Origin of the sequence: Anaerobutyricum hallii (genome assembly GCF_900209925.1) — a bacterium.
GTDB classification, from domain to species: domain Bacteria; phylum Bacillota; class Clostridia; order Lachnospirales; family Lachnospiraceae; genus Anaerobutyricum; species Anaerobutyricum soehngenii.
The window spans coordinates 2,517,036-2,537,398 of the sequence record NZ_LT907978.1 but is presented as its reverse complement, the minus strand read 5'-3'; the positions used below and the strand labels follow the sequence as shown (position 1 = coordinate 2,537,398).

The window sequence follows — 20,363 nt, the reverse complement described above, 5'->3', positions numbered from 1 at the left end:
ATAAATTAAAAATCAATAAGTTTCTAAAATAATTTTTGAAATTAAATGTTTATATTTGTTTACTCAGTTCGTGTTGATTAAAATTTAGAAATGCTGTTCTGTTCTGTTGATAATGTCATCCTGAACTTCTTTTGCAAGCTCAGTAAACATTGCGCTGTAGCCGGCAACACGTACAACTAAATCTTTATAGTTTTCTGGATGTGCCTGTGCGTCAAGAAGAGTTTCTTTGTCTACAACGTTGAACTGAACGTGCATTCCCTTCTTATCAAAGTAGCTTCGAATAACAGCAGCAAAGTTCATTAATCCCTGGTCTCCGGCAACTGCGGAAGGAAGGAATTTCTGGTTATAAAGAGTACCGTTAGAAGCAACTTCGTGGTCAAGTTTTGCAACAGAAGCAGCGGCAGCAGTAGGTCCCTTTACGTCTTTACCGGCTCTTGGGGAACAACCATCGGCCAGAGGCTTTTTAGCAAGACGTCCATCAGGAAGTGCACCGACATCTTTACCAAATAATACATTAGCAGATACAGGATAGATACCAGCCTGGAACTGACCGCCACGAGGATTTCTGTATTTTTCAACTTCATAGCAGTAAATTTGTGCACAACGTCTTGCAATCATATCAACTTCGTCAATATCATTACCAAAACATTCTGTTGCATCCATCATAGCACGAATACGTTCGTATTTTTCATTGTTGCTGCATATAGCAGGAGCAGCGGCAGCAGTAGACTGCTTACTAAAACTGATACCTTCTTTACCAAGAATCTTACAAATCTGGTCATATAAGTCTTTTTCGATATCTGTTTCAGCGGATGCAGAGCAAGGAGCAGTATCACTATCTACAGGATAACCGAAGTTAGCATCCATAGCTTCTTTTAACTCAGCAAACGTGATGTCTTTATTGTCAAAGATATGCTTTTTAATTGCGTATACAGAGTCTCCACTATCAGCAACACCAAATGCCTGAGGACCGGTAAAGTTGTATTTTGCACCACCGGCACAAATACCTTTTGCATCAGAGATACAATCTGCAACAAAGCTTGAAAGGAATGGAAGTTCGCCACGTTCCATATGTGCATAGTCTACACAGTTATCAGCTTCAGCTACGTAGTATACAAAATATTCAATCTGTTTCTGGAAGGCTTCCATGAAGTCTTCTAAAGTCTTAAATGTATCAACTTCACCTGTCTTAGGTCCAATCTGAAGATCGCCAACTTTACCATTATGAATAGTAATCTCAAGAATCTTAGCAACATTTACGAAAGCTGCATCATGCCAGCCCTGTTCTTTTCCAGGAACAGAAGGTTCTACACAGCCGATCAGACCGTAACCACGTGCATCATGAAGGGAGATTCCGCGGTTTGTAAGTGCCGGAATAATAACTTCATCATTATACATAGCTGGAAGTCCATAGCCAAGTCTGGCAAGTTCGCATGCACGATAAAGGAATTCATCCGGAGTTCCCTGCCATACACGAATTGAGAAAGATGGTGCGCTAAGACGAAGGTGGGCAACTGTTTCCATCATCATGTAAGATAATTCATTTGTTGCATCCATACCATCTTCAGTTTGTCCACCGGCACCGATATTCTGAAATACCTGGAATCCGGCAAATGCCTGTGCGGAAATCTGGTCACGTACTTTATTAAGATCATTTAATTTTACGAATACACAGTCTAACAGTTCCTGAGCAAAATCTTTAGTAATAGAACCATTTGCGAGATCTTTTTCAAGATATGGGTACATATACTGGTCAAAACGTCCCGGAGATTCAGAATGTCCACTGGATTCTACCTGAAGGATCATCTGTGTGATAATAAAGGACTGACATGCTTCATAGAAGTTTGTAGCGCCATTTGCAGGAACATTTTCACAGTTAGCAGCAATCTGAAGTAATTCTGCTTTTCTTGTTGGATTTGTTTCAACAGCAGCCATTTCTTTGGCTTTATCAGAATAACGTTTTGCAAAGTTGATAGCAGCAGATAATACAGTGATAACAGCTTTACAGAACTGTGTTTTCTGAATGAATTCAGGGTCGTTACAATCAAAGCTTTTCAGCGCTTCAACAGCATCCTGGATAATTGCCTTATAACCACGACGGATAGCTTTATCGTAATCAATGATAATATGACCAACACCACCAAAGAAATAGTTACCTACGGTAAAGATACCATTAGCAATACATTCCTGTGTTTTTTCGGACATGTAGCTGGAAGCAAGGTCGCTGATCGTTTTATCTTCCCAGTATGGAAGCACTTCTCTTAAAGTAGCCTTGTCTTCTTCTGAAATTTTAAATGGATCAGCCATTCTGGTTTCGATTGTATCGAATTCATCCATAACCCATTTGTAAGAGTTTTCAGGGAAAAGCTGGCAGGAACGAACCGCTTTTGTAAGAGTACCAACAACAAGTTCGTCATCTCGAATGGTAACAGTTAAATTATTTAAAATATTTTCCAATGCTTTTGCGCGGCGCATGATCATTGGAAGACCTTCCGTTGCCTTGTAAGACTCTGTAATCAGTACAGCTCGTTCTGCTTCGATACATGGAACAGCATTAACAATCATACTTCTAAGACGTTCAACTCGATCAGTTGGTTTTGAAAAACCTTTTGCTAACATAAATTCATCCTCCTTTAAATTTGGATGTACTCTCGGAGTTTTTCTCACAAAATCAAGCACAAAAAGATTCCGAGAGTACATTTGGTTAATTGGTTTTCCTGTGTCAATGTATCATCATACGAAATACATAATATAATTATATTGTTTACAGGAAAAGAATACCAATACGAAACAAACCAAAAAAAGGATTTTCAAAACTAATTCAAGTTTAACTTTTTAAGTGGAAAAGCGAGTAGTAAAAAAAGAGATATTTTGTTGGAAAAAATGAAAATAAAAATGTTGAAAGAATAAAAAAATATCCTATCCGGATAATAAAAATACCGGATAGGATATTTTTTTGCGTTGTTTGACACGCATCTTACAGCAAAAATACCAAGGTGTTCTTGAGTGTTGTGAAATTATTGATTAAGTATTTTTTTAATCTGATTGCTTATATCATCTGGAGTGGTGATAGTATTATTGCCGTTCTGCTGTTCCTGCTGTTTTTTTAGTTTATCTTCCTGTTTTTTCTTTTTCTTTTCCTGCTTCTTTAAATACCATTCATTGGTGTGGATATTACATTTCTTCTTGTTAATATCAATATTCAGGAAGTAAGGTTCATCCTCTGTTTTACCGGTAGAATGTTTTGGCCTTACGCGGAAAATCTTAGTATATCGGAACTTTTCAGGACAGAACTTCTGTGCAACTAAATGAGATTTAGAACAGAAGGTGACAGCAATATGTGCATCACAACTGTCTTTTGGTACAGTGCCGGGTGCAAAGTATTCTGTACGAACCATGGACTTTTGAGGATCCTTTGCACATATATCAGGAAGAGGCTTTTTACCTGATTTCATACAGATAGAAGCCTTTTTAATGCTTTTGCATGCAGGAAAGCTTTTTACAGACTGTTTCGTTTCTTTGATGATACGGTCCATAATCTTTTTCCAGATTACTTTGTGATAATCTTTATCGTTATCAAACGAAGTATTGTAGTCGTACCCGGTCCACACAGAAGCTGTGTAGTAAGGGGTATATCCGCAAAACCAGTAATCGTAGTTATTAGATGTAGTACCGGTCTTTCCGGCGGCTGCCATATCAGAATCGAGCTGAGCTTCTTTTCCGGTTCCCTTCTTTATAACATCTTCCATGGCATTTGTAAGAAGCCATGCAGTAGACTTTTTCATTACCTTTCGGGAAGAAGTTTTATTGCTGAGGAGAACATTACCATTACTGTCTTTTACTGTAGTGTAAAGAACAGGTTTGTTATAAGTTCCCTGATTAGCAATTGCAGCATAGGCAGCAGTCAGTTCAACATTCGTTACGCCATCGGTGATTCCTCCAAGAGAGAGTGACTGGTTCACATCACTTTCATAAGCACCATTTGTATTTACACGATTATTTACTAACGTTGTAAATCCAAGCTTTTGGAGAAAGTCGAATCCAACCTGTGGGGTAAGAGATGTGATTGCTTTTACAGCTACAATGTTATTAGAATCGATAATGGCATCACGAAGTGTCGTGAGTCCCTTGTAGCTGGTAGGTACATAGTTCGTAACTTTCTGACCATTTTCATAGTGGTAAGGTGCATCATCAAATACGGTTGCAAGTGTCATACTTCCGGTATCAATACCAGGGGCATACGTCGATAAAATCTTAAAAGTAGATCCTGGCTGGCGCTTTACAGAAGTTGCCCTGTTTAAGGCAAGATCATCTTGTTTCTGACCACGTCCCCCTACGAGAACTTTTACCTGACCGGTTTTCTGGTCGATTAAAGAATAAGAAAGCTGCGGTTCCATAGAATAGTGTATGGATTGCGACTTCTTTGTATCTCCTTTTTTTATGACAGACTTTCTAAATGCCTTTACGGCAGCCTTCATTTCTTTTTTGGAATTATAAATTGTTTTATAACCTGGGTCCTTTTTCTTCTTACGGAAATAGGCAGCCACATTGGATTCTGTATAAGTACTCGTAGTGCCGTCTTCATGTGTAACTTGAAGTTTATACTCCAGGGAAAACTTTGTGTCTACCGGATAATTATCAGGATTGTTAATTACAGAATCAGCAATCTTTTGCAGCTTGGTATTTTGTGTGGAATAAATGCGAAGTCCTCCACGATAAACAAGCTGATAAGCCTGAGACTGTGTATATCCTTTTTGTTCCTGTAAATCAGAAACTACTTTAGTGATTACAGCATCTGTAAAATAGGAATATACAGAATTCTTTCGTCCCTTTGCTGTTTTATTCGCAATTCTTGCATATACTTTATCTTCAAGAGCAGATTGATACTCCTTATCTGAAATGTAGTTTAACTGGTACATTTTTTTCAGGATCAGTTTACGTCTGGCATCATTATCTTCCGGATAATCAACAGGGTTTAAGAAAGTCGGATTCTTTGTGATGCCAGCTAATACAGCACATTCTGACAACGTAAGTTCATTTACAGACTTGCCAAAATAATACTTTGAAGCGGCTTCCACTCCAAGATTTCCCTTACCAAGATTAATTGTGTTCAGGTAATTGGTCAGAATGTCTTCTTTGTTGTACTTTTTTTCAGCGATTATAGCAAGATATTGTTCCTGAATCTTTCTCTTCACTTTTGCGATAATATTAGTCTCTCCGCCAGCTTCAAATACATTATTCTTAATGAGCTGCTGGGTAAGAGTACTGGCACCCTGTGAAGTAGATCCGTTTTGGATATCTGTCCACAAAGCACGAAGGATTCCCTTGAAATCAATGCCATCATGCTCGTAAAAACGTTCATCTTCAATAGAGATAAATGCATTCTTTAAATTATCGGGAATCTGTTCATAGGCAACAGGAATTCTGTTAGAAGAATAATCAGAAAGCTGCTGCACTTGCTTATTATCATCATCGTAAACGATGGTAGCAGAATACTTCGGTGCAAGAGAAAAGTCTTTTGGTGCACTGGCAATGATTCCTCGAAAGGAGCCGTATAGTAAGCCGGCTCCACTGACGATTACAGCGCAGATCAAAATCAAAACAATTCGAAAAACAATTGCAGAAGCAGTAGTCTGCTTTCGCTTCTTTTTGGAGAATACTTCTTCTCTTTTCTTTTTTATAGATGGTTCATTATAATTCATAAGTATATCCTATTATCGGATGAAACTCCTATCTTACAGGAACAATTTCAATCCAGTATCCGTCAGGGTCATTAATAAAGTAAATTCCCATAGAAGGGTTTTCGTAGCAGATACAGCCCATCTCTTCATGCTTCTTGTGGAATGCATCATAGTCATCTGTTTTAAATGCGAGATGGAATTCTTCATCGCCAAGGTTATAAGGTTCCTTTCTGTCTCTCATCCATGTAAGTTCCAGGTTGAAGCCTGTTCGGCCGTCACCGAGATAGACGATTTTGAAACTGCCATCACTGGAATCTTTTTCGCGGACAACGGAAAGACCGATTGCTTCCTTATAAAAAGCAATACTTTTTTCAAGGTCTAAAACATTAAAATTAAAATGGTTAAATTCAATCATAGTGAGCCTCCTTTAACATATAAAACATATATTTGCTATGTTTTGTATTATAACATAGAAGAACGTACAGGGCAAATTTACAAATTTACAAACTTCTTCTTTACAAAAACCAGAAAGATTATATAATAAAAATGGAGTTTTGCGTAATTACCTGAATAGAAAGATTTCATAATGAGAGGAAGGAGAAGAGATGAAGCAAAGAAACAAGAAAAAAGGAATACTTTTACTGACAGCGATGCTTATGTTTGCATTTGCATGCTTTCGATTTAATACGATTGATGCGCAGGCTGCAAGTAAATATACTATTTATGTAAATCGAAAGACAAATCTCGTGAATGTAACAGATTCAAGAACTGGTAAGCTTGTAAAAGCAATGTATTGTTCTACAGGAAAGAATTACAGAACGATAAGCGGTACATATAACACAACAGCAAAGTATAAGTGGCGTGCATTGATACATGGTGTATATGGACAGTACAGTACAAGAATACATGGTCCTTATTTATTCCATTCTGTACCGTATTATAGTGTGAATAAGAGTAAGGTATCCACGAAGGAATATAATAAGTTAGGGGTGCAGGCATCGGCAGGATGTATCCGCCTGGCTGTTACTGATGCAAAGTGGATATATGATAATTGCAGGATTGGAACAAAGGTTGTTATAGGCGAGAGCCGTACCTTAAAGAAACCGGCACGCCCTAAAGTAAAGGTATCAACAAAGCGTAAAGCATGGTGGGATCCAACCGATCCGGATACACGCAATCCATATCGTCCGAAGTTGACATTAAAGAAAAAAGGAAAAAGAACGATTGATTACGGAAGTACATTTGAGATAAAAGATGTATTAAATGTAAGTTCGCCGTATGCATCCGCCTCCGCTTTACTTGAAACATTAAGTGTAAGAGGAAGTGTAAATACAAAGAAGGCTGGGACATATAAAGTGAGCTGTACGATTACAGACCCATATACAGCCGTAAGCGTAACGAAGACTTTTAAGTTTAAAGTTGGCAAAAAGCCAGTGAATACAACAACAGAAGTGAAAATACCGGAAAAGGACAGTACGCAGATAAAAACACAGAAGTAGCTAACTATCATCCACCCTTTTGTTAAGATTAAGATAAGAACAAAAGGAATTGGATATAATTATATTATATTTTATGATGCAGGAGGAAAAACCTATGGCAGAACCTTATAACCATAGAGCCGTTGAGCAGAAATGGCGCCAGAAATGGGAAGAAAACCCGATTAACGTAAATGATGGAAAGAAACCGAAATACTATTGTCTTGATATGTTCCCATATCCATCAGGAAGTGGACTTCATGTAGGACATTGGAGAGGATATGTAATCAGTGATGTATGGAGCCGTTACAAAATGCTTCAGGGATATTATCTGATTCATCCAATGGGATGGGATGCATTTGGTCTTCCAGCAGAGAACTATGCGATCAAGATGGGAACACACCCTAAGATTACAACAGCATCCAACATTAAGAATATCAAAAGACAGATCAATGAAATCGCTGCAATTTATGACTGGGATATGGAAGTAAATACAACAGACCCAAACTTTTATAAATGGACACAGTGGATTTTCGTAAAAATGTTCAAAGCAGGTCTTGCTTATGAAAAAGAGATGCCAATTAACTGGTGTCCTTCCTGTAAGACAGGTCTTGCGAATGAAGAAGTAGTAGACGGATGCTGTGAGCGTTGTGGTTCTCCAGTAACAAAGAAGAACTTAAAACAGTGGATGCTTCGTATTACAAAGTATGCAGACCGTCTTTTAAATGATCTTGATAAGCTTGACTGGCCGGAAAAAGTTAAAAAGATGCAGACAGAATGGATCGGTAAGAGTTACGGTGCAGAAGTAGATTTCCCTGTAGAAGGAAAAGATGAAAAGATTACCGTATACACAACAAGACCAGATACTCTTCATGGAGCAACATTTATGGTATTAGCGCCAGAACATGCTATGGCTAAAGAACTTGCTACAGATGAAACAAGAGAAGACGTAGAGAAATACATCTTTAACGCTTCTATGAAGTCGAATGTAGACCGTCTTCAGGATAAAGAAAAAACAGGAGTATTTACAGGCTCTTATGCAATCAACCCATTAAATGGAGCAAAAGTACCAATCTGGTTATCCGATTATGTACTTGCTGATTATGGTACCGGAGCAATCATGTGCGTACCTGCCCATGATGATCGTGACTTTGAGTTCGCTACAAAGTTCAATATTCCGATTATTCAGGTAATTGCCAAAGACGGAAAAGAAATCGAAAATATGACAGAAGCTTATACCGAAGCAGCAGGAACAATGATCAATTCCGGCGAGTGGAACGGAATGGAATCCTCTGTACTTAAAAAAGAAGCTCCTCTTATGATCGAGAAGATGGGAATCGGAAAGAAAACAGTAAACTACAAGCTTCGTGACTGGGTATTCAGCCGTCAGCGTTACTGGGGTGAGCCAATTCCAATCGTACACTGTCCAAAGTGTGGTGCAGTACCAGTTCCAGAAGAAGACCTTCCATTACTTTTACCAGAAGTAGAAAAATACCAACCAACCGGAACAGGAGAATCCCCGCTTGCTGACATTACAGAATGGGTAAATACAACATGTCCATGCTGTGGCGCTCCGGCAAAGAGGGAAACAAACACCATGCCTCAGTGGGCAGGATCTTCCTGGTATTTCTTACGTTATATTGACAGCAAGAATAATGAAGAATTAGTAAACAGAGAGAAAGCAGATAAGTACCTTCCGGTCGATATGTATATTGGTGGTGTAGAACATGCCGTATTACATCTGTTATACTCCAGATTCTATACAAAGTTCCTTAATGATATCGGAGTAATCGACTTTGATGAGCCATTCAAGAAGCTCTTCAACCAGGGAATGATCACTGGTAAAAACGGTATCAAGATGAGCAAATCCAAAGGAAATGTCGTATCTCCAGATGATCTTGTAAGAGATTACGGATGTGACTCCTTAAGAATTTACGAACTCTTCGTAGGACCACCAGAACTTGACTCCGAATGGGATGACAAGGGAATCGAAGGTGTAAACCGTTTCCTCAAACGTTTCTGGAAACTTGCTCTTGATAACAAAGATAAAGATGTAAAAGCAACACCAGAATTAATCAAAGTACGTCATAAACTTGTTCATGATATCACAAACCGTCTGAATACTTTCAGCTTAAATACAGTAATCAGTGGATTTATGGAATACAACAATAAACTGATGGAACTGTCGAAAAAAGGCGGTGTAGATAAAGAAACATTAGAAACATACATTATCTTATTAGCACCATTTGCTCCACACGTTTCCGAAGAACTCTGGGAACAGTTTGGACATACCGATTCTGTATTCCACGCAACATGGCCAGAATACGATGAGGAAGCTATGAAAGACGATGAAATCGAAATTCCAGTACAGATTAACGGAAAGACCAAATGCACAATCGCCATTAATCCGGATGGAGATAAAGACGAAATCCTCGCAAAAGCAAAAGAAGCACTTGGGGATAAAGTCAATGGAACAATCCGCAAAGAGATCTATGTACCGGGAAGAATCGTAAACCTGGTTATTAAATAATAATTTGCTGGGGACACAGACGCCGCTTTAGTAGAAGATATTGAGCTGACTTGTACGGGGTCTTCTAAGAAAAAAGAATGGTTATAAGTTAGATTTTGTTCCGTTGCGCTAAACGCTTCATTTTGCCTCAAAAAACGAAAACTTCGGAAAAATGAGTCCGAAGTTTTCAGAGTCAAAATTCCACAGCGCAAAGTCACAAAATGCAATACTTATAACAATTCTTTTTGCTTTACCATAGTTTTCCTACAATTCAGCATAAAATTTTATTTCAGCGGCTGATAGTTTAACAACAAATAGCGAATTAGTTATTTCTGTTGGAAAGAGAAGGGGATTCTCCAGAAGATTATGAGAGTTAACCAGAGAAAAAATTCTCCAGAAGGTAGGAGACAGAGGTGGGAATCATCTCACATCTGATATAATTTTTATACAATCGAGTAAGAAAGTATCCTCTTCTGGAGATATTCATTCTAACGAAATCCATAGACTTTTGGAGAAACCCCATGTTTTCCTCAAACAAAAATACTAATTCTCACTAACTGTAAGTTTTGTATAGTCAGAAAAAAGAAACAATACCATATCCCAGATGCGGCTTCGGAGCGTGTTTAAGATGCGAACGAGCATTTTAAACACAGCGACTACAGAGCAGATGGGATATGGTATTGTTTCTTTTTTCGTCTACACGAAATCTACAAATTAGTATTTGAAGAATTCCCCCTTGATTTTGGTTGGAAATAGTAGTAGAGTTTTATTTGAATAACGATTATACTATTTGAAAGAAGGGTTTAAGTTGAGTAAAATCGAAGAAGTCCGTACCGCAATGTACGCAGCAATGAAAGCAAAAGATAAAGAAAGAAAAGATGCATTATCCATGCTTCTTGGTGCTTTAAAGGCAAAGGCAATTGATAAGAGAGAAGATTTAACAGAGGCAGAAGAGAATAGTATTATTGCAAAAGAAATCAAACAGTGCAAAGATACGATGGAGATGTCTCCGGCAGACCGTACAGATATTATCGACCAGTGTAAACTGAGAATTGCTGTTTATGAAGAATTTGCTCCAAAGCAGATGAGTGAAGACGAAATTAAGGCAACGATACAGTCTGTACTTGATGAACTTGGAATTACAGAACCAACTGGTAAAGACAGAGGTAAGATTATGAAAGACCTCATGCCGAAGGTAAAAGGTAAGGCTGATGGTAAGCTTGTAAACCAGATGGTTGCTTCAATGTTGAAGTAATTTGCCGCAGGCAAGGGAGACGCTCACGAAGAGAGAAGGCATCCTATATTTGTGACTCTATCACTGCGGGTTAAATGTTCGCTTAAACGTTTACATTTAATCCTCGTTCTAAGGCCACAAATATAGGATGCCTTCTCTCTTCGTGAGCTGTTTTTGGGCTGGGGATGAAATTACTATTTAATGTTGGGGGATTCGGGAAATTACCAGAAGGTTGATACTTTCTGCGGAGTTGATTTTCGAAGGACTGACATAAAGAATGAATAGCTAGTGTTCCATCCATCTAGTTTCTAAAGTACGGTTGGACATAGCCTAGTCACATTCATTTATGCATCTTTTATTGTGAACTGCCAAATGACTATCCGTAAACTATTATTACTAAATGGATGCTATACTAGAGCGTGTCTGAAAAAGAATTCCTACAAATTGTAACGCACATCTTGCAGAAAGCATTTATAAGTTGTAACGTGTATCTTATAGAAAGTATTTTTTATATATTATCAGAGTTTACTATGGAAATATGAGATGGGATTTGAAAAATGAAAATAGTTCTAAATGCACTTTGAATACAAATATTGACAAAATACAGAGACTGGAATATAATGTAAATTAAGGATTGGGCTTATAAAAGTTTCAGTAAGAAGTTTACAGAGTATTTTAAATCCGCTATAATTATAGTAAAAATAATTGGAAGGCGGTGAAAGGATGGTTGAAATGCCAACAGATGTGCAATTTAAACATGAATTGAGAAAGCAGCTTACTTATCTGAAAAATAAACTGGAAGTACTGAGAGAAGGAGATTACAAAAGACTCGAAAAAGAATATTTAGAAGAGATTGCAGATATAGAAGCAAGTCTTCAGGATTAAATAGAATGTGAAGATAGTCACTTCATAGAAAATGCCTGTTCGGCATTTTTATTTGCTCCGACATCACATTCTATTTAATATAAAATTTCTGCTTTTCTGTTCTTTGGCTCCAGATGGGAATTGGTATTGGAGTCTGATGGGAAGAGGGGATTATCCAGAAACCTAGAATCCCCATTCTTACTAACTGTAGATTTAGATAGTCAGAAAAAAGAAAAAACACTCTATCCCAGATGCGGCTTCGGAGCGTGTTTAAGATGCGGATGAGCATCTTAAATACAGCGACTACAGAGCAGATGGGATAGAGTGTTTTTTCTTTTTTCGTCTACACCAAATCTACAAATTAGTAGTTAGCTCTTGCCAAAAGTTCTTCCCATTTCCTATCAACCTCTGCCTGGATTCTTGCGATTAATTCTTCTTTTCCAGGTTTGAATAAATGTTTGAATCTTCCTTGTGGACGTAAGAAGTCTTCGATTGGGAGCTTTTTCTTTGGAACGTAGTTTACGATCCATTTACCGTCAATGACTTCAAATAATGGCCAGAAGCAGGTGTCTACTGCAAGCTGACATATTTCAAGAATATCAGGGGTGTTGTAGCGCCAGCCTCGTGGGCATGGAGCCATAACGTTTAAGAAGGCGGCTCCCTCGGTATAGATTGCTTTTTCTGCTTTTGTGTGCAGATCTTTAAAGTTTTGTACAAAGGTGGTCTGTGCAACATAAGGAATATTATGTGCGGCGATTACCTGAGTCAGATCTTTTCTGTTTTGTGCTTTTCCGTCAGATTCGGAACCAACAGGTGTGGTTGTTGTATCAGCGTACATTGGAGTTGCAGAGGAACGCTGGATACCGGTGTTCATGTAAGCACCGTTATCGTAACAAACATAAACCATATCATGATTTCGTTCCATTGCACCGGATAAAGACTGGAATCCGATATCGTATGTACCGCCGTCACCACCGAAAGTGATGAATTTATGAGTGTTTTTTACTTTTCCTTTTTTCTTTAAAGCACGATAGGCAGCTTCTACTCCACTGCAGGTTGCTCCGGCATTTTCGAAAGCGTTATGAATAAAAGAATCTTTCCATGCGGTGTATGGATACATGAAGGAGGATACTTCAAGGCATCCGGTTGCACAGGTGATAACGGCTTCGTCTTCTTCGTGAAGGCCGCGCAGTACATTTCGTACAGCGATGGTAGCGCCACATCCGGCACACATTCTATGGCCTGGTGATAAACGTTCTTCTTTATTTAATGTTTGTTTTAAATTATAAGCCATGATTGTTTCCCCTATTCTCTGACAGATAAATAACGGTAAGTTTCACCGAGCTTGCCTGTTTCCTCGACAGTTTTTAAATCTTCAAAAACAGAAGCGAGGCTTTCTACAGTAACATCACGACCACCGATACCATAGCAGTAGTTTAATGTAGCTGGGTGAAGGTCTGCGTTGTAAAGAGCAGATTTGATTTCTGCATCAAGAGGACCACAGTGACCATTGTAATCTTCGGTACGATCCATGATCGCGAGATATTTTACATTTTTAAGGGCTTCTGCGATTTCTTCTGCAGGGAATGGACGGAAAAGGCGGATTTTTAAAAGTCCGGCACGAACTCCCTGTTTGCGAAGCATATCTACAGTATCTTTTCCTGTTCCGGCGGCAGATCCAATGATGACCATGGCATAGTCTGCATCTTCCATACGGTATTCTTCAAATAATCCGTAGGAACGTCCGGAAATTTTTTCAAATTCTTTTGCCACATCAAGGGTAACCTGTTTTGCATTACGGAGTCCCTGCATCTGAGCACGTTTTGCTTCCATAACATAGTTTGTAACGGCATAAGGACCGACAGCAAATGGTTCGTTATCTTTCAGTAAGTAATGTTCTGGTTCATATTCACCAACAAAAGTTTTTACAATATCGTCTTCTAATAATTCGATATTTTCTACAGCGTGGCTTGTGATGAAGCCGTCCTGACAGATCATAATAGGAAGACGAACATCTTTATGTTCTGCGATGCGGTAAGCCTGCACCCTGACCGCCGCGTCCATGCCAACGGATTTCAACTAAATCTTTCATGTTAACCTCCAATGTATTCCTATTAAAAACTCATGTCCGCCATGCACGGAAAAAAGACGCAAAAAATATAAACAATGGTAATTGCATAAAAAATCATTGTTTAAAAAAGCCTTATATATGAATTCTTATAAAATTTATGTACTATCATAAACCGGACTGAAAATAAAGGAAATAAAAACAAGAGAAATGCCGATTTATGATAGAAACGAATCAATTATAACAGAGAAGATTCAATTTGTGAAGTAAAAATGATAAAAACTTTCAAAAATATCGTATAAAGTTCTCTATTCTTTTATGACACTGCTTCCGCTTCTATTATTTTTCAAATAAACATTTAAGGTGTTTTGCTGGTTTCCTGTTGCAAGGAAAACATCAGAAAGACGTTTGCATCCATGGGAAGAAAGTTGCTTTTTTAGCCATTCTTCGTCCTTTCCTGAATGAAGGAGATTCTCATAAAGAATTTCTCCGTCCATTACATAAGTTGGGAGCAGCCATTCTTTTTCAGGAGTGAGATTTAAGTCGGAAGGGCAAGCGGGGCGGTTTTCGGATTTTGCAAGAAAACTAATTCTTCCATTCTCTTCAAGAATTGCGGTTTGTAATTCTTTCAAATCAAAAAATCCATTCAGACGGCACTGCACGAGGAATTCGGACAGGTCGATATGTCCTTTTTTAAAATTTCCTTCATATAAATGTCCATCATTAAACAAAATGTATGGAGAACCTGAAATAAAACGTCGAATTTTCATATTTTTACTTGTGATAAAAGCAAGCAGAGCGGTTATAAGTCCGTACACAATCATAGCAGTAAGTGGTTCTAAAAAACTCGAATCAAGAGCGGTTGCCATCTCAGCGGCAATCGAACCAATCGTAATACCGCTGATATAATCAAACATACTCATTTCAGACATCTGACGATAACCGATGAGCTTCGTTAAAAGAAAAAGAACAATGAGAGAAAAAACAGAAAGCAGGATAACATATAAAATATTCATGAAAACCTCCTTAAGGAATTAATGTACTCTCGGAGTCTTTCTTGCACTTGCTTTTGTGTTTGATTTCGTGAGTACATATTGTTACTGAAACCGAATCAATAGTTAAGATGTGAGACCATGATGAAAAATATACATTTTACGATAGAAAAATTTCATGTTAAAATTACTTTATCAATGTTTTAGATTATCAGGAAAATGCGATCAATATGATGCAAATGATGAAGGTTGGTTTTACAGCCCAGGGAGGACATAATATAATGAATAAACAAGACAGAAAACTAATCGAAAAGATGATGGAATATTATGCAGGAGATCCGAAGAGAGTGCAGCACTTTTTAAAAGTGTATGAATTTGCGAAGTTAATTGGTGAATCGGAAGAATTAGAGTCGGAAAAGCTGCATATTCTCAGAACCGCAGCGATTGTTCATGATATCGGAATTAAAATAAGTGAAAAAAAGTACGGAAGTTCTGGCGGAAAATATCAGGAAAAAGAAGGTCCGGCTGTAGCAGAACCAATGTTATGCGCACTTGGATACGACGAAGCAGTCATTGACCGGGTACTATTCCTTATCGCTCATCACCATACTTATACAGGAATAGAAGGAGAGGATTATCAGATTCTTGTGGAAGCCGACTTCTTAGTAAATCTATTCGAAGACGGAAGCAGCAGAGAAACAGCCGAAAAAGTGAGGGAAAACATTTTTAAAACAAAAACAGGAATGAAGTATCTTGAGACGTTATTTTTAACGGAAAGAAGGTCTTAGGAAATTCAAAAATAACAGGCAATCCAGATATAGAGATATTCCTGAATTATAAAGAAATAACCGACAATGTTAAAAAAGTAATTTAATTGACATGATACCCTAATCTGGTATATGATGATGTCAGGGTCAAAAGGTCAAAATATCGTTCGTGCTTGCACGATAAGATGTTTGATTGATAACGCTATATTACTTTATGTATAAAAAGGGATTTTTCCCTTGAACAAAAGGAGGAGCAAATGGTTTTTGGAGTAATTTTAGCCGGAGGAATCGGCAGCAGAATGGGAAATGTTGAGAAGCCAAAGCAGTACCTTAATGTTGGTGGCAAGCCGATCATTCTTCACACATTAGAGAAGTTTTATGTGAACAGTAAGTTTGAGAAGCTGATCGTACTTTGTCCTTCTCAGTGGATTAACCATACGAAGAATCTGGTGAAGAAGAACTTTAATGATGATAGTAAGATTGTAGTAATCGAGGGTGGTTCTACTCGTAATGAGACGATCATGAACTCTATTCGTTATATTGAAAAAGAATATGGTCTGGATGATGATACGATTATTGTAACACATGATTCCGTTCGTCCGTTCCTGACATATCGTATTATTGAAGATAACATTCGTTATGCACAGGAATATGGTGCATGTGATACAGTTATTCCTGCTTCTGATACTATCGTAGAGAGCGTAGGTCACGAGGTCATCAGCAATATTCCTGATCGTTCTGTTATGTATCAGGGACAGACTCCACAGTCTTTCAAGGCGAAGAAGTTAAAAGAGCTTTATGAAGGTCTGACAGAAGAAGAGAAAGAGATTCTTACAGATGCCTGCAAGATTTTTGTTATTAAAGGACAGGATGTACATCTGGTAGAAGGAGAAGTTTTTAACATTAAGATCACTTATCCATATGACTTACGAGTTGCTGAAACGTTGATTAAAGGAGAAGATAAATAAATGTTGAATACAGTGTATCGTCTGGTAGCACCCAGAAGATTTGAAGTAGCATTTAATGATATTGATTTAAATAGTGACAAGGTAGTTGTGCGTCCGACACATTTATCTATCTGTCATGCGGACCAGCGCTATTATCAGGGAACACGTCCGGCAGATGTTATGGCGAAGAAGCTGCCGATGGCTCTGATTCATGAAGCGATTGGCGATGTAGTTTATGATGCGACAGGAGAATTTAAACCAGGGGAACTGGTTGTTATGATTCCGAATACACCAGTTGAGAAAGATGATATTATTGCAGAGAATTATTTGAGAAGTTCTAAGTTCCGCGCAAGCGGTTTTGATGGTTTTATGCAGGATAATGTCGCTTTAGACAGAGACAGACTGGTTCGCTTACCACAGGATATTGACAGAACTGTAGCAGCATTTACAGAGATTGTCAGTGTCAGCGTACATGCTCTCCGCCGATTTGAACGTTTTACTCATGCAAGAAGGAACGTTGTAGGAATCTGGGGAGATGGTAATCTTGGTTATATTACCGCTGTATTTTTCCGGTATATGCATCCGGATACGAAGCTTATTATCTTTGGAACGAATGAAGATAAGCTTAGCAGCTTCACTTTTGCCGATGAGACCCATCTGGTATGGGAGATTCCAGAGGGACTGACGATTGATCATGCAATCGAGTGCGTAGGTGGAGATGCATCCCAAAAGGCAATCGATCAGATGATCGATCTTATTCAGCCAGAAGGAACAATCGCACTTCTTGGTGTTTCTGAATATGCGGTTCCTATTAATACACGTATGGTATTAGAGAAGGGGCTTCATCTTTATGGAAGCAGCCGAAGCGGAAGAGCTGATTTTGAAAAAACAGTGGAATTATATCAGGAGTATCCGGAGATTCTCGGTTACCTTAGTAATATCGTGGGAGCGCAGGTTGAAGTTAGTTCTATTGCAGATATGACTAAGGCTTTTGAGATGGATATTAATAAGATGATGGGTAAAACTATCATGATATGGAATAAGTAGAGAATCCTTTTCTTTTTGCAGGACAGATAACCTGAAAGTGAAAATGAAGGAATCTTAAGTGAAAATTGCATATTGACATACTTGTCATATATGATATACTTGATTCATAAGTTGAAGGAGCAACGAATATTCGTTGCTCCTTTTGTTATTTTCTGATATATAGGAAATCCGAAAAAAGAGAGGAGAGAGAAAGATGTTAAGTATAAGTAAAATGGTAGCCCAGATTGATGCATTTGTCTGGGGACCAGTCATGTTAGTTCTTTTAGTCGGAACAGGAGTACTTTTAACGGTTCGCTGTAACTTTCTTACATGGAGAAATCTTCCATGGGCATTAAAAAAGACTCTGAGTAAAGAGGCACGAACAAAGAGTCGTGGAACAGGAGATGTTTCCCCGTTTTCGGCACTTACAACCGCTCTTGCGGCAACAATCGGAACCGGCAATATCGTAGGTGTTGCAACTGCTATGGTTTCTGGTGGAGCAGGAGCATTAGTATGGATGTGGATATCTGCCTGTTTTGGGCTTTCTTCTAAATTTTCTGAATGTATGTTAGCGATTAAATACAGAGAGGTTAACGAAAAAGGCGAAATGTCCGGAGGACCAATGTATACTATGAAAAAAGGGCTGAAAAATAAAAAGCTAGGTGCAGTACTTGGCTGGCTGTTTGCCCTGTTTGCAGTAATCGCTTCCTTTGGTATTGGAAATATGACACAGGGAAATTCCATTGCAACATCCGTTCACGCAACCTTTGGTGTGTCAGTAACGATGGTCGGTGTCGTGATCACAGTACTCGCACTTTTAATTATTATTGGGGGAATTAAGACCATTTCTAAAGTTTCTTCCGTAGTAGTCCCTGTTATGGCTATTTTTTATGTAGCTGCTGGAATTATCGTCATTCTTGGAAATATACATAACCTTCCAGCAGGAATCGCTATGATATTTAAAATGGCATTTAGTGTGAAAGCAGTAGGTGGTGCTTTGTGTGGAAATATCGTAGCATCCATGATGAATGCAGCACGTTACGGTGTAGCACGAGGCTGCTTCTCAAATGAAGCGGGAATGGGATCTGCCGCCATTACAGCCGCAGCGGCAACAACAGACAATCCAGTAAGGCAGGCATATATCAATATGACCGGAACCTTCTGGGATACTATTGTTGTCTGTACAATCACAGGTCTTGCTATTGCAAGTTCTGGTGTACTTGGGCAGATTGACCCGTCAACAGGCCAGCTTTATGTCGGCTCTGCCTTAACAATCGCAGCCTTTTCTACAGTACTTGGAAAAGCAGGTGGCTATCTCGTAACAATCGGTATCGCCTTATTTGCATTTTCCACAATACTCGGATGGGAATATCATGGAGAAAAAGCTTTTGAATATTTAATGGGAACCCATAAATGGAATATGATCTATCGAATTGTTTTCTCACTTGTAGTTTACACTGGAGCAACTCAGACATTAGAACTGGTATGGAACTTCTCCGATATTGCCAATGCTTTGATGGCAATACCGAATCTTATTTGTATGATACTTATGAGTGGGGAAATCGCAAAAGATGTGAAAGAATTCCAGAAAATTAAATCTTGATTGTAGATTTTGTATAGACGAAAAAAGAAAAAATAATATATCCCATCTGCTCTGTAGTCGCTGTGTTTAAGATGCTCGTCCGCATCTTAAACACGCTCCCAAGCCGCATCTGGGATATATTATTTTTTCTTTTTTCTGTCTACTCCAAATCCACAGTTAGGTAAGAATGGGGATTCTCCAGAAGGATATGGATTTCCATGGAATTAAATCCAAAAAGGCTGACATTCTAATAGTTGTGTATACTTGAAATTTAGTTATATCAGATGTGGAATATTCCGCAACAAGAAATTTGTTCCTTATGGAAAATTTTATTCTAGAACTAACTCCGTTGCAAAAATCGTACATACTCCTGCAAGTAAGCTGAGCACCATATAGAGAAAAGCCACCTTAGGATGTCCCTCTTTTATGAGAGTGGTGGATTCAAGTGCAAAGGTTGAGAATGTAGTAAATCCCCCACAAATTCCAGTCTTTAAGAAAAGAATAAACTTTGGATTTGAAATGGATCCTTTTGAGGCAAGCATGGCAACAAGGGCGATAGCAATGCAGCCTGCGATGTTGATAAAAAATGTTTTGACGGGAAACAGGGTGGTTTCACAGACGGGAATTAATCCGATAAGATAGCGGAGTGTTGCTCCGATGAAACCACCGAGTCCGACAGCAATACAATTTGTCATAAATGTCTCCTGATAATATGATGTCAGGGTCAAAAGGTCAAAACGCCGTTCGTGCTTGTACGATAAGGTGTTTGACTTTGGGACCCGCGGAACATGAGAAAGTAGCGATTTACGTAGTAAATCAGCGGATTTTGAATGTTTCAGAATTACGGGAGCTGCATTAGCTGCGGAGTAATTCGTGGCATCAAGTTAGGGGCAAAATACTTTTTGACCCTAACATCATAATATTAGTGTAGTTAAAAAATTAAGAAAAATAGCGTTTTTCTAAGTCTTCTAGATGTAAGATCATAGAATCTGTCATTTTGCGCTATCTCATTATAATATAGCAATGGTTACTAAAAAATTAGTATATACATAATGTAACATAAAAGTCAATAAATATTTGTAAAATCTCCACAAGGAAGTTTCACTACAGAAGATGGTTCCCAACTGCCGATTTGCACAGTCAGAAAAAAGAAAATATCCCCTATCCCAGATGCGGCTTCGGAGCGTATTTAAGATGCGGACGAGCATCTTAAACACA

The 20,363-nt window shown here is 38.4% G+C and carries 15 protein-coding genes; 8 read left to right on the top strand and 7 right to left on the bottom strand.

Annotated elements, in window-relative coordinates:
* Nucleotides 1-84 precede the first annotated feature (84 nt).
* The 3 genes from EHLA_RS11530 to EHLA_RS11520 form a co-directional block, all read right to left on the bottom strand.
* Nucleotides 85-2,619, bottom strand: coding sequence for a glycyl radical protein (locus tag EHLA_RS11530; protein ID WP_096240935.1), 2,535 nt, complete (start codon nucleotides 2,617-2,619; stop codon nucleotides 85-87).
* Between the two features lie 398 nt (nucleotides 2,620-3,017).
* Nucleotides 3,018-5,702, bottom strand: a complete 2,685-nt coding sequence (locus tag EHLA_RS11525; RefSeq protein WP_096240934.1) for a transglycosylase domain-containing protein — start codon at nucleotides 5,700-5,702, stop codon at nucleotides 3,018-3,020.
* Nucleotides 5,703-5,730: 28 nt separating this feature from the next.
* The gene (locus tag EHLA_RS11520; protein WP_021906320.1) at nucleotides 5,731-6,096 is read right to left on the bottom strand and encodes a VOC family protein; all 366 of its coding nucleotides are present in this window, start codon (nucleotides 6,094-6,096) and stop codon (nucleotides 5,731-5,733) included.
* 190 nt (nucleotides 6,097-6,286) lie between these two features.
* Here EHLA_RS11520 and EHLA_RS11515 point away from each other — a divergent pair, with 190 nt between their 5' ends.
* The 4 genes from EHLA_RS11515 (at nucleotide 6,287) to EHLA_RS16290 (ending at nucleotide 11,784) form a co-directional block, all read left to right on the top strand.
* Complete coding sequence (locus tag EHLA_RS11515) at nucleotides 6,287-7,180, top strand: L,D-transpeptidase (RefSeq protein ID WP_096240933.1); 894 nt, start codon at nucleotides 6,287-6,289, stop codon at nucleotides 7,178-7,180.
* 94 nt (nucleotides 7,181-7,274) lie between these two features.
* Nucleotides 7,275-9,686, top strand: a complete 2,412-nt coding sequence (gene leuS / locus EHLA_RS11510; RefSeq protein ID WP_096240932.1) for a leucine--tRNA ligase — start codon at nucleotides 7,275-7,277, stop codon at nucleotides 9,684-9,686.
* A 787-nt stretch (nucleotides 9,687-10,473) separates the two neighbouring features.
* Nucleotides 10,474-10,920 (top strand): GatB/YqeY domain-containing protein, encoded by a 447-nt coding sequence (locus EHLA_RS11505; RefSeq protein WP_096240931.1) that lies wholly within the window; start codon nucleotides 10,474-10,476, stop codon nucleotides 10,918-10,920.
* Nucleotides 10,921-11,622: 702 nt separating this feature from the next.
* Entirely contained in the window at nucleotides 11,623-11,784 is a 162-nt protein-coding gene (locus EHLA_RS16290) for a hypothetical protein (RefSeq protein ID WP_157908593.1), read from the top strand.
* A gap of 340 nt (nucleotides 11,785-12,124) precedes the next feature.
* Here the strand turns inward: EHLA_RS16290 and EHLA_RS11500 are convergent, their stop codons facing one another.
* From EHLA_RS11500 to EHLA_RS11490, 3 genes are all read right to left on the bottom strand, one after another.
* On the bottom strand, nucleotides 12,125-13,057 hold the full coding sequence (locus tag EHLA_RS11500; protein WP_096240930.1) for a thiamine pyrophosphate-dependent enzyme: 933 nt from the start codon (nucleotides 13,055-13,057) through the stop codon (nucleotides 12,125-12,127).
* Nucleotides 13,058-13,068: 11 nt separating this feature from the next.
* Nucleotides 13,069-13,842, bottom strand: coding sequence for a hypothetical protein (locus EHLA_RS11495; protein ID WP_330400005.1), 774 nt, complete (start codon nucleotides 13,840-13,842; stop codon nucleotides 13,069-13,071).
* 297 nt (nucleotides 13,843-14,139) lie between these two features.
* Nucleotides 14,140-14,847, bottom strand: coding sequence for a DUF421 domain-containing protein (locus EHLA_RS11490; RefSeq protein WP_096240928.1), 708 nt, complete (start codon nucleotides 14,845-14,847; stop codon nucleotides 14,140-14,142).
* Nucleotides 14,848-15,104: 257 nt separating this feature from the next.
* On the opposite strand from EHLA_RS11490, the gene EHLA_RS11485 reads away from it, so the two are divergent.
* From EHLA_RS11485 to EHLA_RS11470, 4 genes are all read left to right on the top strand, one after another.
* On the top strand, nucleotides 15,105-15,611 hold the full coding sequence (locus EHLA_RS11485) for an HD domain-containing protein (protein WP_096241665.1): 507 nt from the start codon (nucleotides 15,105-15,107) through the stop codon (nucleotides 15,609-15,611).
* A 236-nt stretch (nucleotides 15,612-15,847) separates the two neighbouring features.
* Complete coding sequence (locus tag EHLA_RS11480; RefSeq protein ID WP_096240927.1) at nucleotides 15,848-16,558, top strand: 2-C-methyl-D-erythritol 4-phosphate cytidylyltransferase; 711 nt, start codon at nucleotides 15,848-15,850, stop codon at nucleotides 16,556-16,558.
* The gene (locus EHLA_RS11475; RefSeq protein ID WP_021907046.1) at nucleotides 16,559-17,584 is read left to right on the top strand and encodes a ribitol-5-phosphate dehydrogenase; all 1,026 of its coding nucleotides are present in this window, start codon (nucleotides 16,559-16,561) and stop codon (nucleotides 17,582-17,584) included.
* Nucleotides 17,585-17,777: 193 nt separating this feature from the next.
* Nucleotides 17,778-19,166 (top strand): alanine/glycine:cation symporter family protein, encoded by a 1,389-nt coding sequence (locus tag EHLA_RS11470; protein WP_096240926.1) that lies wholly within the window; start codon nucleotides 17,778-17,780, stop codon nucleotides 19,164-19,166.
* Between the two features lie 308 nt (nucleotides 19,167-19,474).
* Here the strand turns inward: EHLA_RS11470 and crcB are convergent, their stop codons facing one another.
* Nucleotides 19,475-19,840 (bottom strand): fluoride efflux transporter CrcB, encoded by a 366-nt coding sequence (gene crcB / locus EHLA_RS11465; RefSeq protein ID WP_096240925.1) that lies wholly within the window; start codon nucleotides 19,838-19,840, stop codon nucleotides 19,475-19,477.
* Between the last annotated feature and the right edge of the window lie 523 nt (nucleotides 19,841-20,363).

Excerpts from the sequence above, each read along its gene's own strand:
- EHLA_RS11530 (WP_096240935.1), bottom strand. The coding sequence starts at position 2,619 with ATGTTAGCAAAAGGTTTTTCAAAACCAACTGATCGAGTTGAACGTCTT.
- EHLA_RS11525 (WP_096240934.1), bottom strand. The coding sequence starts at position 5,702 with ATGAATTATAATGAACCATCTATAAAAAAGAAAAGAGAAGAAGTATTC.
- EHLA_RS11520 (WP_021906320.1), bottom strand. The coding sequence starts at position 6,096 with ATGATTGAATTTAACCATTTTAATTTTAATGTTTTAGACCTTGAAAAA.
- EHLA_RS11515 (WP_096240933.1), top strand. The coding sequence starts at position 6,287 with ATGAAGCAAAGAAACAAGAAAAAAGGAATACTTTTACTGACAGCGATG.
- leuS (WP_096240932.1), top strand. The coding sequence starts at position 7,275 with ATGGCAGAACCTTATAACCATAGAGCCGTTGAGCAGAAATGGCGCCAG.
- EHLA_RS16290 (WP_157908593.1), top strand. The coding sequence starts at position 11,623 with ATGGTTGAAATGCCAACAGATGTGCAATTTAAACATGAATTGAGAAAG.
- EHLA_RS11500 (WP_096240930.1), bottom strand. The coding sequence starts at position 13,057 with ATGGCTTATAATTTAAAACAAACATTAAATAAAGAAGAACGTTTATCA.
- EHLA_RS11490 (WP_096240928.1), bottom strand. The coding sequence starts at position 14,847 with ATGAATATTTTATATGTTATCCTGCTTTCTGTTTTTTCTCTCATTGTT.
- EHLA_RS11485 (WP_096241665.1), top strand. The coding sequence starts at position 15,105 with ATGAATAAACAAGACAGAAAACTAATCGAAAAGATGATGGAATATTAT.
- EHLA_RS11480 (WP_096240927.1), top strand. The coding sequence starts at position 15,848 with ATGGTTTTTGGAGTAATTTTAGCCGGAGGAATCGGCAGCAGAATGGGA.
- EHLA_RS11475 (WP_021907046.1), top strand. The coding sequence starts at position 16,559 with ATGTTGAATACAGTGTATCGTCTGGTAGCACCCAGAAGATTTGAAGTA.
- EHLA_RS11470 (WP_096240926.1), top strand. The coding sequence starts at position 17,778 with ATGTTAAGTATAAGTAAAATGGTAGCCCAGATTGATGCATTTGTCTGG.
- crcB (WP_096240925.1), bottom strand. The coding sequence starts at position 19,840 with ATGACAAATTGTATTGCTGTCGGACTCGGTGGTTTCATCGGAGCAACA.